Genomic DNA, 14,021 nt, shown 5'->3' on the forward strand with positions numbered 1-14,021 from the left:
ACGTTTGACCGGTACGATACCACTTCATCCACGTCTTAATTTGGGAAACATTTTTAATTCCAAGCTTCTCCATAATGGTCCGATTGGAATATCCATCCTTTTTCATTTCAATCACTTTCCACTTTATTTCTTCTGGGTAATGAACTCTTGTCTTCAAACCAAAAACACCTCCATTGAATTTGCATACTTAGTATGCGAATTCAGGAGGTGTTTTTTTCATGTACCACTATTCGGGTTCCCTTCAAGGTGCAGGGATTTTTATGCTACGAATATATAAAACTAACTATTTAATATATAGTGAAGTACGCCACGTATCTCTTGGATAGTTTATTGAAGTCTTTTGATATTCAAAAGTCCCTTCTTGATGATTTGATGCATCCCATTTATATTCCCAACCTACAATAGGATTACCACCAATTATTTGTGAACCAATACTTTTCACATTAAATCCATTCATTTTCGCAAAAGGAAACTGACCATACCCTATTTCTTTTGTGTAAACATATAAGTAACTTCCCCCATGATCTTTAGTTGTACTAAAACTATTAGGTTTAATGTATTCAACCCCACCCAATTGTGACTCTACTTTTACTACACTTAAAGAAGTTAGAGGTGCCGCTGGTCCTGCAGATGCCTCCGAGGCCATTCCTAAACCAACTACTGCTGCCATTGCTAATGATGATATCCCTAATGTAACTTTTTTAAACATATAAACATCCCCTTCTTTTATATAAGTACAAGTTTGATATTAACAGAATTTTACAAGGATACCCCTTATTTTAAAAATGTTAACAAATTCTACTTTTTTAGATATCCAATTTGGCATATTGATTGACATATATGATAATATATCCGTTGCTTTCAATATAAAAAACTCCTTACGGAGATAATGTTTTGAAGTACCTCCTAAATAAAAAGTCTCTTTCTCTACAGTTAGTAATTTTGAGGAGTCAGCTCATTTTTTGTTTTAGGGGTATTTACATTTCTTAAGTTGATGGGCATGTATGGTGCCCCCTATAAGCCCCTGCTTTATAACATAATATCCCCTCTTCAATAAGACTCTTAGCAGCTTCTGGAAATTCCACTTCACTAATAAAATTTTCAATCTCTAATTTCATTTTTTATCCCCCTTGTAAATTTTCAACTATATTCTTCACCACTATATATTCTATTATCAAAACATACGGTATTTAAGATATTAATACGATAAATCATCTTTCAATGCTTCTATGTATACATCCTTAACTAAGTTGAAGAAACCCATATATTCCCCAAAATAATCGCTAAATTGCTTTATAAATTCTTCTCTTTCTTCAATATGATGGGACCATATTGACATACTCCCCATCAATTCTCCTAATTCCCTTTCTATTTCTTTTAATTCTTCTGGTGATATACCTTCCGGGTAATCATTAAACCATTCCAACCAATCTGCAATTAGCTCCTCTACAGAGGATATTCTGGATTCTGAGCAGAAATTAAATTGCCCTTTTTCTGCTGTGATAAATGTGTCTAAATCATTTAAAATTAGACGGATTATATATGAAGTACTTACTTTCCCGATACTATGTTTCATATTTTCTCCTCCTTATCATTTTTTTCTTCCAATGAAATATGTTTGTTATACCATTTATTTATTTTTCCTTTGTAATACTTATCGACTTCGTAATCCGGAATCCAAATTTCACGATCAAAGATTTTACTCATTACCCTTTCTAAAACATCCTCATGTTCTCTCGGTTTCAATCTACGGTTATGCACCTTAACCTTCTCTATATAAGCCTCTCTCAGCCAATTTGATATGATTTCACGCTGGTTTTGCTTTAGGTGAGACCATTTCTTATTTGTTTACAACAATTGCCCTTTAGGACCTTTTGTATGGTTTTTCACTGTCTTCCCCTCGTCGCTATGGTAGATTTATACTCATCACTTATTTTAACCTAATATGAAATGGAATCCAAATTGGTCGCAAAAAAATACATAATATTCAGATAATTATTTAAAAATATTCTTTTAAACTACTATCATCTGTAATAATATGGATTTAACTGCTATGATAAAAACATATAGATATAAATATACAAAGGGGGAAGCTATGTGATTGTAGCAAAAGGAAACGAAAAGATTACTAAATTAATGAACGATTGGTACAAAGCTATGCGCTCTCAAAAATTATTGAAAGCAAAAAATCTAAGATCAGATGTTGAAAAACTTATCGACGAAATGGAACAAGATCAAACGCTTCTTATTTACTATTCGTTACTAGAGTTTAGGTATAATCTTTTGATAAATAATACATCTGGTTTAGTAAAACCTGGAGAACATATTGAAGAGTCTACCACAGACATGCTCAATTACTACTACTATCTGTTCAATGCTATACATGCAATGAAGATTGGACAATATAGTGATGCCAAAAACTTCTATCACAAAGCTGAAACACTTCTATCTCTTATTCCGGATGAATTAGAACAAGCGGAATTTAATTATCAGTATGCCCTTTTCAACTATTATCAGTTCCAACCACTAAATACAATAACATACAGTAATAAAGCGAAAGAAATCTATTCTAATGAAGTTGGGTATGAAATAAATGTAGCTTCATGTAATAATATTTTGGGACTTGCAAGTACTTCCCTAAAGCAATACGAGTTAGCTGAAGAGTATTTTCTTTCCGCTTTGGATATTGCAACCAAACAAGATCAAACACAACTTACTCATATGATTCGTCATAATATAGGGCTGCTATATTCAGATCAAAATATGCCTCAACTAGCAATCAATTATCTCTCCAAGGCACTAGAAGGTAGCTGTAAAACAATGTATTTGTTAGCTAAAGAACATGAGAAACTAGGCAATATAAATGATGCTGCCGAGTATATAGATAAAGGATTGCAAATTAGTAATGCACAAAATAATAAAGAATATTATCATCATTTATCGATTCTAGATGCAAGATTACAGCGTATACCTATAGATGAATACGAAAAGATTGTTGTTGACGGAATTCATTATCTCCAGGAAGAAAATTTATGGCACTTTGTCGAAATATATGCTGATGAATTAGCAAACAAGTATTATGATGAAGGTAACCACTTGAAAGTAAGTCAATACTTCCGTGTGGGATACAAGGCTAAAAGTGAAATGGAGAAAAGGAGTGCTTTAAAATGATGAAAAAAATACTAATTAGTACAGCAGGACTTTTATTCTCAGGTTTTATGCTAGTAGCACCAATCACTTTAAGTAACACTCACGGCGAGGCAATGTTTGCAGTACAAAAGCAGGAAATTATACAATATACAAATACCCATGGTGAAGGAATGTAATAACTGCAGAACTCCTCTCCCTACAATTAATACACTATTATTTGCAGGGAGGATTTCTTTGTATGTTACATATACTTACTTTGTGTTAATTAGGGTGTAAGACTCTCCTTAATAAATCCATGCAGTGAAATTTAATAATTTAAAAGCAAAATTAAAAGGAATCTTATAATAAAAATTCACCCAAGAAAATAAGAACTAATACATAAATAAGCAAAGGTCTTTACTTCATTGTAAGGGCTTTTATTTTTATAAAAATAATCCTAAAAATGTTATAATTATACCATTCCTTTTACATTCACAAAAAAGAATTCAAAAAGATTAGAATATTTAAAGAGAGGAAGAAACTATTAATGTATACACAAGAAAACTTTTATAAAAAATTAATAGAGGAACAAAGAGTAGTAACAATTTTTCTAATCAACGGAGTTAGAATACCTGGAATCATTATTGCTGTGGATAAATTTTCAGTGCTGATCTCCAGCAATGGCAAACAACAATTCCTTTATAAGCAAGCAATTTCAACAGTTGCTGTTTAAACTATCATGAACTCTGGTGTTTTATTATTAATATACTCCACTTTAAAATTTAATTTGAATTATATCAATGTATGAAGTAATAAAAAAGGAATCCTTATTAAAAGGATTCACCCCAGAAAGATATAGAGATATACATAAATAAAAAGAATTAACTATATTATAATATAAAAACAAACGAAATATATTGAGAAACATAAAATGAGATTGAACATTCTCACTATTGTACGTAAAATGAATATGAGACAAGTAACAACAGCTCTCTAACCCTTCTAAAAGAATCCTTTATGACATGGGGATTCTTTTACTTTAGACAAATTATTCTTAATTTAACATATGCAAAAGAACCCTCTTCTTAACCAACCACTCAAAAAATATAAGTCAGGATTTAGTTTTATGAATATTTTCTTGATCTAAGCAACAGGTAATAGCCTTCAATATTTGTTGGATGTTATCATCAGAGAATAAATATCCTAAAAAATAAAAAGATGCTCTATCAATACTGTAAGAAGATTTGCTGCTAAACATGCATTTTTTCATTGTACCCTTTATAATCTGATCTTTTTAACACTAAAGAATCAAGTATAGATTTATAGCCATGAATTCTTCTATTTGTACATATAATATTCTTTATATCGTTCGAAATTCGTTTTTTTTGTTTGTGTTGATGTTATGGGTGATTTTAATGATTTAGATGCTGCTACCTGCTTTGGTATTTGTAATGCGCCCCGTTTCTTAAGTTCTCTATACAAACTACTCACATTGCACCTCAGTTTTTTTGCAATAGTTGGATATTCCTCTCCTTGATTAAATAATTGTACTGCTTTTTTACATTTTGAGTCCCATTTTTCTTCTGTCGTTTGAAATTTTTGAGTTCGTTTTTTAACTATATTTTTTTCTAATTTAATTCTCTCTCGTTCTATTTTACACCGCTTGGCACAATACTGTTCTACGTCTGCATGACGCCCCAAATGCTCCTCCTGTAAACGTATCATTTGTACTTTTTTCTCAATTTCTCTCAATTTACAGTCACCTCATTTTGTTTGGTAAATTCTACAAGAACTTGATCCAACTATTATCTATATCCCCAGTCACCGTTTATAAGTAGGCTATAAATGCTCACATTACCCTTAAGATAGCTATTAATATACTATTTACGGAAAATTATAATCAGTTCTATTTTTACATAATTGTAAACTATAGTAAATTGATAATATTCACACAGAATATTCTAAACCTTAACACTCACTATACACATAAATAAACTCGATATTTCCTTTGCTTGAAAAATGGAGAAATTAGCTCAAATCTAAGTTATAGATGTATACACCTATCTTTATTACAAATACTTTATCTATTGTAGCTAGGGCGCAATAAAGAAGAATGCAGACATGTTCTGCACTCTTTTTTATTAACTCTTATATTATTTTTTCACCACAGTCAGCTCCTCCATCGTTAGAAGGACTAAACTCTAATTTTGTGAATTTATCATTCTGCAGTACTGCGGCTGTTGCAGCTATATTTAACAACACTCTTTCTATTACCCTATTTCGAGTTAGAACTACAGACCTAATACTCCGACAATCTGGCATGCTTTAGCATTCGCAACATGGTAGTACATCTCCAATCCTTTTCTTTCTGCACGAAGAATTTTCCCGCGCATTTTAGATAGATGCTGAGATACGGTAGATTGAGGTATATTTAATAGCTCCGTTAACTGTGTTACATTGCAAATCTTACGATGTTCTAACTCTTTTACAATTTGTAGCCTAACTGGGTGAGCCATGATCTTAAGTAATTCTACATCTGCCTCTGGAATTTTGTTCATTTCATTATTTACTTGTATTGTTTTCATTTTTGTTATCTCCCTTTTCATATTTTTTATTTTTAAATTCAGTTTTGAATGCATTTAATTATACTTACATGTAATTTGCTCTTGTTTAGTGATCTGTTTTACTACGACTTAATTTACTGTTTGGTTTTATATACAGAAGTACGATTATAGCTAAAAACCCAACAAAAGATAGCATAGGAATCGAGATGAAACCAAACAAATTCAAATGATCTTCTGTACAAGAAACACCTACTGAACATATCTTCAGTTCACTTGTTGGAAAAGCCTGAATCGTAATTTGATAGACAGCTATTATTAATCCAATACATACAAATGGAAATGCATATACACTTACATTAGGATCTTTTCTATACATTCCTATTCCCAATATTAACACTAATGGATACATGGCCATCCTTTGATACCAGCACAAATCACATGGAGGCAGCTTCATCCACTCACTAAAAATCAAACTTATGAGCATTGCACTAGTAGCTATCGTCCAAGCAATTGCAATGTGATACTTTTGAATGATCGACATCTTATTTTCGCCTCACCTGTTTTTTTAATGCAAAACATTTGCTAATATATGACTAGTTTATTTCCGTGTTTCGAGTACCCTGTTTCAATAGAAAGTATCCAATCATTAATATCTTCCCAGTCGTATCCCCTCTCTTTTAATTCTAGAGGAAAAAGATTTTCAAAATCATCACACATTTCGTACATGGTTTCTAATGCTTTTTCAAGCGGACCAAATCCATATACCATGTGTGTATGTACTTTTTTGTTTTTCTTTTCTGCTACAACTAAATATACATACCGTCTTTCTTTCGCTAAAACAAACTTCAAAAATCCCGGTACTTGACTCACCTTTCACACTCCTTTACGGTTTTCCTTACCAAGCTTAAAAAGATATAAGTAAGGAAAACTACTAAGTTTTAATTCACTAATTTAATAAATGTCCCGTTTTTTTGCTTTGAAAATACAAGAAAACGCTCATCATCACTATATTTATTACACCAGCTGCAGCACCAATTTTGGAGATAACATACACATATTCATTATTACTAAATGGCAATAGACTCGCGAAAATAAATAAAATTGAAATGATAAAGGATAAGAGCATATTTCTTTTGTTTTCATTCATTCAAAAAACCTCCGTTTGCACAAATCTTTGTATTGCAATGGATTAGGATGCTAAGCCGCATCATTACGGTTATAATGATGTTTCTCTTCATCCACATACCCTTTTATGTTCCAAACGCCAGTCTTTGATGCTTTTGCTTCTTTTTCGCTTTCTAGCATTTGTGGTAGCAAAGTAGTGTTAGGTTTTGAAATGTAAGCTACAATACCATATCCTGATTTGATCATTAACTCGTTTATATGTATCCCTTCACAAAATACATATGCTAATTTCCTGCCATACTTGTCCTCTTTGGGTCCACGATCATAGACTATTGTTACATTTTTTCCTTTTAACTGTTTCTTTAGAAATGAAGATGCTTCTTTTCCCATCTTTTGCGGTGGGATTTTTTGAGATACAGACTCAGGGGTATCCAATAACAGTAATCTTACCGTCTGTTTCTGCCCGTTTACGTTCACGTCTATCGTATCTCCATCCTTTATATGTATTACCTTCCCTTTAACAGTCTCTAAGCCTTTTAATTTCTCATTATAAGCTTCTGGAATATCTACAATAGCTTTCCCTACTGTGTGCTGTTGTATTCCGTTTTGTACTGCTTGGGCAGGTCTCGAATCATTTTTTGTTTGTACGGAACTGCTGCATGCTGACATTTGAATTACGAATGATGTTATACAAATAGCTTTAATCCATATTTTCATATCGAAATTTCTTCCTGACTTTTCAATTTTCCAAAAGATACATTAGTAGATGCTATATTACTGGCACACAATATATATCCCCTTTTGAGTCTTGAAATCTTAAAAATAAATAAAAAAGGACACACCTATGGCATATGTATGCGTAGGTGTGTCCTTTTGCAAGATAGTTTTAGAAGTATTTTGATACTTTCATCATATCATAGTTCTTATTAATTTTATATATCAAATTTAAGATTTTGTGATGTTATTTCTATTTCTCATTTATAAACATAATGCGTTGTTTTTGTATAACATAGCTTAATTTTGCATCAAGTTTTTCTCCATTATTCCTATTTTCAAAACCTGAGATTGTATTGGTCATATTCTTTTCTAATAACTTTTTTAATTTCGTGCTAGTTATTTTCTTTTTCAACATGATGTTATTTTTCTTTTATTTTGGGTAAACAAATATTACAGGTAGAAAAACGTCTCTTATTCTAAAATAATTCCCTCCACACAAAGATACTGTCTCGGACAAGCATACAACTTAATAAATATATTTTAGGAAGGTTAGAAAAAATGAATATTTTATTAGCGATTTTACCAGCCTTATTTTGGGGAAGTATTGTACTCTTCAACGTTAAATTAGGAGGCGGGCCTTACAGTCAAATACTTGGAACTACCCTTGGCGCTCTAGTTTTTTCTATCGGTGTTTATATTTTTATAAAACCCGTTTTGACGCCTATGGTTATAATTATCGGAATTATATCAGGCCTATTTTGGGCATTGGGACAAGCCAATCAATTGAAAAGTATTGATTTAATTGGGGTTTCTAAAACGATGCCTATTTCAACAGGAATGCAATTAGTTTCGGCTACTTTATTTGGGGTCATTGTATTTCACGAATGGTCAACAACAACATCTGTTGTATTAGGTGTTCTGGCAATTCTTTGTATCATAATTGGAATCGTTCTCACATCTCTCCAAAGCAAAGAGGAGAAAAACGATGAACAAACAGGAAATTTCAAAAAAGGGATTGTGATTTTATTAATTTCAACTCTTGGTTACTTAGTATATGTGGTAATTATCCGCCTATTCGGTATAGACGGATGGTCAGCGTTATTACCACAAGCCATTGGTATGGTGTTAGGTGGAATCTTACTAACCTTTAAGCATCAACCATTTAATAAATATGCGATTCGCAATATTATTCCTGGTTTAATTTGGGCAGCCGGAAATATGTTTTTATTTATTTCCCAAACGCGTGTAGGGGTGGCAACAAGTTTTTCCCTTTCCCAAATGGGGATCGTGATCTCAACTTTAGGTGGAATTTTTATATTAGGTGAAAAGAAAACAAAACGACAATTTATTGCGATTGTCATTGGAATTATCTTCATTATTGCAGCTGGCATTATGTTAGGAATTGCAAAAGGATAAAAAGGAGGAAAAAATTATGTATACAGATTTAAAAGGGAAAGTAGTTGTTATTACAGGTGGTGCAACTGGGCTTGGAAGAGCAATGGCAATTCGTTTTGGAGAAGAACAAGCCAAAGTTGTAATTAATTATTATTCAAACGAATCAGAAGCAAATGAAGTAGTACAAGTAGTTAAGCAGGCAGGTGGAGAAGCGATTGCGGTAAAAGGAGATGTAACAGTTGAATCAGATGTTATCAATCTTGTTCAATCTGCTGTGAAAGAATTTGGTACACTGGATGTCATGATTAATAATGCGGGTATCGAAAATGCAGTACCTTCACATGAAATGCCATTAAGTGATTGGAATAGGATAATTGCTACGAATTTAACAGGGGCTTTCTTAGGGAGCCGGGAAGCAATTAAATATTTTGTTGAGCATGATATTAAAGGTAGTGTTATTAATATGTCAAGCGTTCACGAGCAAATTCCATGGCCATTATTTGTACACTATGCAGCAAGTAAAGGTGGCGTTAAGCTAATGACAGAAACATTAGCACTAGAATATGCACCAAAAGGAATCCGTGTAAATAATATTGGGCCTGGTGCTATGAATACGCCGATTAATGCTGAAAAATTTGCGGATCCAGAAAAACGTGCCGATGTTGAAAGTATGGTTCCTATGGGATATATCGGAGAACCGAAAGAAATTGCAGCGGTAGCAGCATGGCTTGCTTCTTCACAAGCGAGCTATGTAACAGGTATTACACTGTTCGCTGATGGTGGCATGACGCTATATCCATCTTTCCAAGCTGGACGTGGTTGATTGATATATAATTAAATTAGCTACTTTCAATAAGTTTAAACGCGGCAGTTAGCTTTTTATTGAATAACTTTTTAATACATGTAAATACTATAGATACACCAAGGTCGAATACGAATAACCATTGCGTTCTTCTTATTCGTAGAGCAGTTAGCTTTTTGCTAACTGCTTTCCCTTTAGGAAAAATAAATGAATTTTTATTAGGTTCATTTTCATTCCTGTTTACACTATAACTGTAGCTTTATATTGCACATCTTTTACATGCAGAACTTAATTTTCTTTCACACAACAAGTAGTTAGCTTATTAAACTAACTACTTGTTGTGTGTAGCAATTTTGATTGATTCTTTATTATTTTCTATTATCATAGTTTTTGCTAGCTACTCTGTATGGAGCTACTACTGTTTCTCTACAAATTACAAATGTTCTATATTGAACTCCCCCCTACTTTCACTTCGTTTAGAAGTGAAGAATTCCTTGCGGTTAGAAGCCCTATCGCTTCATTCTATAAGTTCTACTTTTCAAACCTATTATTTTATAATTCTTTCATTTTCAACTAAATCATCAGATCATCGATTTCTAATGTAAAATGCCTATATTATATATAGATAAGCTTCTTATAAGTAAAAAAACTTGAACTACCCCCACTTTCACTTCGTTTAGAAGAGGGGAATTCCTAAGTAAAGAGTTCTATCGAACTCTAATTTATTAGGCTATCTCCACAGTCCTTGCGGTTAGAAGCCTTATCGCTTCATTCTTTAGATTGATACTTGCGTTAATATCCCTATCATGGTGTGTACGACAAGAAGGACAGTCCCATTCACGTAGGTTTAGATTTTTAACGTCTTTGTTTTGATACCCACAACAAGAACATAATTGGCTGGAAGCAAATGTTTTCGATACGACAATGACTTGTTTGCCATACCATTTTGCTTTGTATTCTAACATGGATCGAAATTGCGACCATGATACTTCACTAATAGCTTTTGCTAATTTATGATTCTTTAACATATTCGATACTTGCAAATCCTCTATACCGATAACATCGTGGTTTTTGATAATTTCAGTCGAGATTTTGTCCAAGTAATCTTTTCTAGCATTCGTCATGTATTCATGAATCCTAGCTACCTTTACCCTTTGTTTATTCCAGCGGAAGGATCCTTTCATTCTTCTAGAAAGAACACGCTGTGCTTTCGCCAATTTCTCTTCTAATAACCGAAAAAACTTCGGATTTTTATAGATGGTTCCATCTGATAAAATGGCGAAATCTTTTAGTCCCACATCCATTCCAATGTAAGATTGTGTTTTCGGAAGTTCTTGCACTTCTGTTTCAACTAACAATGACACAAAGTATCTGCCAGAAGGGTTCCGTCTAACAGTCGCATTTACAATACGTCCCGTTATTTCACGACTTTTGGCAAATCGAACAAGACCTAGTTTTGGCAATTTTATTTTGTTTCCTACAACGGCAATGTTTTCATTTGTTTGTTTTGTGGTATAGGATTGTACGTTGTTCTTCTTAGATTTAAAGCGCGGAGCACTGTTTTGTTTTTTGAAAAAGCGTGTATACGCATCCGCAAGGTTGCGAACAGACGACTGAATTGCAATACTATCCACTTCTTTTAGCCAAACAAACTCTTTCTTCATGGCGGGGAGTTTGACAGAACATGTACCATATGTCAAACCTTTTCCTGTCTCTTTATATGCGTGATCCCATAGGGAAAGGAAATGATTGAATACAAAGCGCGAACAACCAATTGTTTTGTTGATTAGAATTGCTTGTGCTTGATTTGGATAGATACGAAACTTATAGGCTTTATTAATCATCATTTGATTCACCTCCATTTCGGTATATGACTATTATACACCGAACGTATATTTGATATATGGTGAAGTCACGGTTTATGTATGTCGAACAATTAAGATAGCTCCCTGCCATCCCTTGTTCGAAGCCAATTCATCTCCCACCTACTCACTGGGCCGTGACCCTTCACGCTCCTTGAGGAAGGAGTTTTCTTGGCTAAAATGATAAAAGTTAGTTTTTTTCTTTAGGACAAGGCTGTTTTCAGCCTTGTTTTTTGTTTGTAATTTCCTTAAATAAAAATAAGAATATTCTGAATGCATTTTATATAATTACCTAATATTTACATATCCTTTAGCATTATCATATATTTAAATGGTGATAATATTTTAATCAAAAAAGGGGTGTTTTAATGTTAAAAAAATTAGTTATAGGGGCATTAACGACGGGTGTTTTATTAACTGGCGGAATTTCAGCAAACGCAAGTGAACTATCTATAAAAGAAAAAAATAAAGAAGCTTATGCTCAATCTTGTAGAACAGTTTATTATAATGAGCGCTATGGTGAAAATGATTATATTCCAAATTACATTACAAGAACAATAGAAGGTCAATCTATTGAATTTAAAATGGTATCAATGACGAAAAAAGATGGCGAAAATTTTTGGCGAGTACAATATAAAGGGACATTATGTGAGTAAGACCAACCGATTACGTTTAAAAAGCACTCATTTCGAGTGCTTTTCTATTTGTCTACTATTTCAGGAAAGTTAAGATTGAAATTTCTGATTATTTTTTAAAATAAAAAAGAGCTATAGTAACAAGCTATCGTTAAACCCCTTACAAGAAAAAGATTGGCAAATATCCAATCTTTTTTATGCAGATAGGCTCTCATACTTTTCTTACATGAGAGCCTATCTACATTCGGAAACTACCTTTCATTATTATAAAGAAAAAATCCATATAAAACCAATGGGTTTTCTATATTGAAACTGTATACTTTATGATATAATTAGTGATTGAGGGTACATTTTTTCAAGAGAAAAAGGCAAACAATATAAATACTTTCTGAAAGTGTTCAATTCAAGTTCAACAAAAAGCATTTGCTATAGAATAGCAAATGCTTTTTGACAAATTACATTCTTTTTTATAACATAAAAAAGGAATTGAGTGGGCGAGACTCAATCCTTCGGTAAATTTCATTCACTTCAAAAAAATCCTACTATAATAGTGGGGTTTTTTTATTTTGTTTTTAGCATGAAATGTAATACTGTATATACCATTTTTCTTGTTGAGCATCCTCGTTTGAGAGCTAATTGTTGTAAGAGTTTTTGCTGAAATGGTGATAATTCAATTTCTACAAAATGCTGAAAAGCATGAGATTGTCTTACAGGTATATCCTCCATATAGATATAGTCTATTGTTCTTCCCCTTCTTGAATTAGGTTTGTTAAGGATTTGTTTATGTTGCGAATGGGTTCGCCTGTATATTGTTGATGTAAAAAGTATGTACAGATATGATAGATATCCATGGTTAAATTTGTTGGGCGGCTTAAAGTATGTGTTTTTCTAATGCCGCCTGTATAACTTTTGCTATAACCGACAGAAAAATGAACAGTTTGAGCAAGTTTATTTTGTCTTCTAAGTCGATAACAAACTTCTTCAATATGTTCCAGTAGAATAACCGGAAATTCTTCTATTGTGTAATCGCGCATGAGTATTTGGCTTTTCCCAACAGAAGTTGTGGCAGGAACATATTTTTCTGAAATACGACTAAAGTCAATTCCATAACTATGTAAGTGTAATTCTTCACCAATCTTACCGAAGCTCTGTTTTAAGTATTTAAGAGGGTAATTAGCTAAATCTCCTATAGAATGTATTCCTTTTCTATTCAACTTTTCTTCCGTTTTGTACGAAATGCCCCAAAATGTATTAAGCGGTCGTATGCTCCATAATTTTGTTGGAACATCTTCATATTTCCAATAAGCGATGCCGTTTTTATTCTTCTTTGCTTCAATATCTAAAGCTACTTTGCTCATTAAAGGGTTAGGGCCAATTCCTATTGTGCATTCGATCCGTGTTTTCGCATATATTTCACGTTTGAATTTCAATGCGAATTCATAGGGATCGTTAGCAAATAAATGAATACTAAAAGAAGACAATCTCAGGTCAATGCAGAAATCATCTTCTTGATGCAGTATGGTCTTTTTTTATTGTATCCCTAATTTATTACCAAATATTTTTTTACATACTAGATAGAATACATAACCTAGTACACAACTAATTTGATTTAAAATAACATCGTCGATATCCAGTCTTCCTAAAAGAGTAATCAATTGTATAATTTCAATACAAATAATTATTGCTAGACACAAAGCCATAGCTTTTATAAAAGATTTTTTTGTTGGGAAGACTATAGGAATTAAAAAACCTAAAGGTATGAAAGGCATGATATTTCCAATAATATTTATAA

Annotated in this window: 20 protein-coding genes and 2 pseudogenes; 6 read left to right on the forward strand and 16 right to left on the reverse strand. The window is 32.5% G+C overall.

Features of this window, described 5'->3' with window-relative positions; genetic code table 11:
* The 5 genes from ACO6VI_RS31350 to ACO6VI_RS31370 all read right to left on the reverse strand — a co-directional run.
* Positions 1–157, reverse strand: a 157-nt coding sequence (locus ACO6VI_RS31350; RefSeq protein ID WP_422425056.1) for a helix-turn-helix domain-containing protein, incomplete at its 3' end; no start/stop codon positions are given.
* A gap of 126 nt (positions 158–283) precedes the next feature.
* Positions 284–709, reverse strand: coding sequence for a DUF4879 domain-containing protein (locus tag ACO6VI_RS31355; RefSeq protein ID WP_422425030.1), 426 nt, complete (start codon positions 707–709; stop codon positions 284–286).
* Positions 710–986: 277 nt separating this feature from the next.
* Positions 987–1,118, reverse strand: a complete 132-nt coding sequence (locus tag ACO6VI_RS31360; RefSeq protein WP_422425032.1) for a hypothetical protein — start codon at positions 1,116–1,118, stop codon at positions 987–989.
* 80 nt (positions 1,119–1,198) lie between these two features.
* Entirely contained in the window at positions 1,199–1,576 is a 378-nt protein-coding gene (locus tag ACO6VI_RS31365; RefSeq protein ID WP_422425033.1) for a hypothetical protein, read from the reverse strand.
* The gene (locus ACO6VI_RS31370; RefSeq protein WP_422425058.1) at positions 1,573–1,806 is read right to left on the reverse strand and encodes a transposase; all 234 of its coding nucleotides are present in this window, start codon (positions 1,804–1,806) and stop codon (positions 1,573–1,575) included. The genes ACO6VI_RS31365 and ACO6VI_RS31370 overlap by 4 nt, the downstream gene beginning before the upstream one ends.
* A gap of 291 nt (positions 1,807–2,097) precedes the next feature.
* Between ACO6VI_RS31370 and ACO6VI_RS31375 the strand changes: the two genes are divergently transcribed.
* The 3 genes from ACO6VI_RS31375 (at position 2,098) to hfq (ending at position 3,862) form a co-directional block, all read left to right on the forward strand.
* On the forward strand, positions 2,098–3,171 hold the full coding sequence (locus ACO6VI_RS31375; RefSeq protein WP_422425035.1) for a tetratricopeptide repeat protein: 1,074 nt from the start codon (positions 2,098–2,100) through the stop codon (positions 3,169–3,171).
* Entirely contained in the window at positions 3,168–3,326 is a 159-nt protein-coding gene (locus ACO6VI_RS31380; protein ID WP_180229440.1) for a hypothetical protein, read from the forward strand. Before ACO6VI_RS31375 ends, ACO6VI_RS31380 begins: the two co-directional genes overlap by 4 nt.
* 350 nt (positions 3,327–3,676) lie before the next feature.
* The gene (hfq, locus tag ACO6VI_RS31385) at positions 3,677–3,862 is read left to right on the forward strand and encodes an RNA chaperone Hfq (RefSeq protein WP_046956871.1); all 186 of its coding nucleotides are present in this window, start codon (positions 3,677–3,679) and stop codon (positions 3,860–3,862) included.
* Between the two features lie 605 nt (positions 3,863–4,467).
* Here the strand turns inward: hfq and ACO6VI_RS31390 are convergent.
* From ACO6VI_RS31390 to ACO6VI_RS31420, 7 genes are all read right to left on the reverse strand, one after another.
* Positions 4,468–4,881, reverse strand: coding sequence for a hypothetical protein (locus ACO6VI_RS31390; protein WP_422425038.1), 414 nt, complete (start codon positions 4,879–4,881; stop codon positions 4,468–4,470).
* Positions 4,882–5,420: 539 nt separating this feature from the next.
* Entirely contained in the window at positions 5,421–5,714 is a 294-nt protein-coding gene (locus tag ACO6VI_RS31395) for an ArsR/SmtB family transcription factor (RefSeq protein ID WP_422425040.1), read from the reverse strand.
* Between the two features lie 85 nt (positions 5,715–5,799).
* Positions 5,800–6,234: a disulfide bond formation protein B gene (locus tag ACO6VI_RS31400; RefSeq protein WP_422425042.1), complete on the reverse strand. Its 435-nt coding sequence runs from the start codon at positions 6,232–6,234 to the stop codon at positions 5,800–5,802.
* 41 nt (positions 6,235–6,275) lie between these two features.
* Positions 6,276–6,563, reverse strand: a complete 288-nt coding sequence (locus tag ACO6VI_RS31405; RefSeq protein ID WP_422425044.1) for a hypothetical protein — start codon at positions 6,561–6,563, stop codon at positions 6,276–6,278.
* Positions 6,564–6,639: 76 nt separating this feature from the next.
* Entirely contained in the window at positions 6,640–6,840 is a 201-nt protein-coding gene (locus ACO6VI_RS31410; RefSeq protein WP_001004893.1) for a hypothetical protein, read from the reverse strand.
* 50 nt (positions 6,841–6,890) lie between these two features.
* Positions 6,891–7,535: a thermonuclease family protein gene (locus ACO6VI_RS31415; protein WP_422425046.1), complete on the reverse strand. Its 645-nt coding sequence runs from the start codon at positions 7,533–7,535 to the stop codon at positions 6,891–6,893.
* A 250-nt stretch (positions 7,536–7,785) separates the two neighbouring features.
* The gene (locus ACO6VI_RS31420; RefSeq protein WP_325802949.1) at positions 7,786–7,950 is read right to left on the reverse strand and encodes a topoisomerase C-terminal repeat-containing protein; all 165 of its coding nucleotides are present in this window, start codon (positions 7,948–7,950) and stop codon (positions 7,786–7,788) included.
* Between the two features lie 143 nt (positions 7,951–8,093).
* On the opposite strand from ACO6VI_RS31420, the gene ACO6VI_RS31425 reads away from it, so the two are divergent.
* A complete protein-coding gene (locus tag ACO6VI_RS31425; RefSeq protein WP_422425048.1) occupies positions 8,094–8,951 on the forward strand; it encodes a GRP family sugar transporter in 858 nt (285 codons plus the stop codon).
* A 16-nt stretch (positions 8,952–8,967) separates the two neighbouring features.
* On the forward strand, positions 8,968–9,753 hold the full coding sequence (gdh, locus tag ACO6VI_RS31430; protein ID WP_422425050.1) for a glucose 1-dehydrogenase: 786 nt from the start codon (positions 8,968–8,970) through the stop codon (positions 9,751–9,753).
* 704 nt (positions 9,754–10,457) lie between these two features.
* On the opposite strand, the gene tnpB is transcribed toward gdh, so the two are convergent.
* Complete coding sequence (gene tnpB / locus ACO6VI_RS31435) at positions 10,458–11,579, reverse strand: IS200/IS605 family element RNA-guided endonuclease TnpB (RefSeq protein WP_422425052.1); 1,122 nt, start codon at positions 11,577–11,579, stop codon at positions 10,458–10,460.
* A gap of 383 nt (positions 11,580–11,962) precedes the next feature.
* Here tnpB and ACO6VI_RS31440 point away from each other — a divergent pair, with 383 nt between their 5' ends.
* A complete protein-coding gene (locus ACO6VI_RS31440; protein ID WP_422425053.1) occupies positions 11,963–12,250 on the forward strand; it encodes a hypothetical protein in 288 nt (95 codons plus the stop codon).
* Positions 12,251–12,790: 540 nt separating this feature from the next.
* Here the strand turns inward: ACO6VI_RS31440 and ACO6VI_RS31445 are convergent.
* The 3 genes and pseudogenes from ACO6VI_RS31445 to ACO6VI_RS31455 form a co-directional block, all read right to left on the reverse strand.
* Positions 12,791–12,970 (reverse strand): annotated as a pseudogene (locus tag ACO6VI_RS31445) (hypothetical protein); the annotation flags it as partial.
* Positions 12,970–13,701 (reverse strand): annotated as a pseudogene (locus ACO6VI_RS31450) (DNA polymerase thumb domain-containing protein); the annotation flags it as partial. The pseudogenes ACO6VI_RS31450 and ACO6VI_RS31445, both read right to left, overlap by 1 nt.
* A 57-nt stretch (positions 13,702–13,758) precedes the next feature.
* Positions 13,759–14,021 (reverse strand): VanZ family protein (locus ACO6VI_RS31455; RefSeq protein WP_422425055.1); only part of this gene is annotated, 263 nt, incomplete at its 5' end.

Origin of the sequence: Bacillus sp. PSXD-155 (genome assembly GCF_049310765.1) — a bacterium.
GTDB classification, from domain to species: Bacteria; Bacillota; Bacilli; order Bacillales; family Bacillaceae_G; genus Bacillus_A; species Bacillus_A cereus.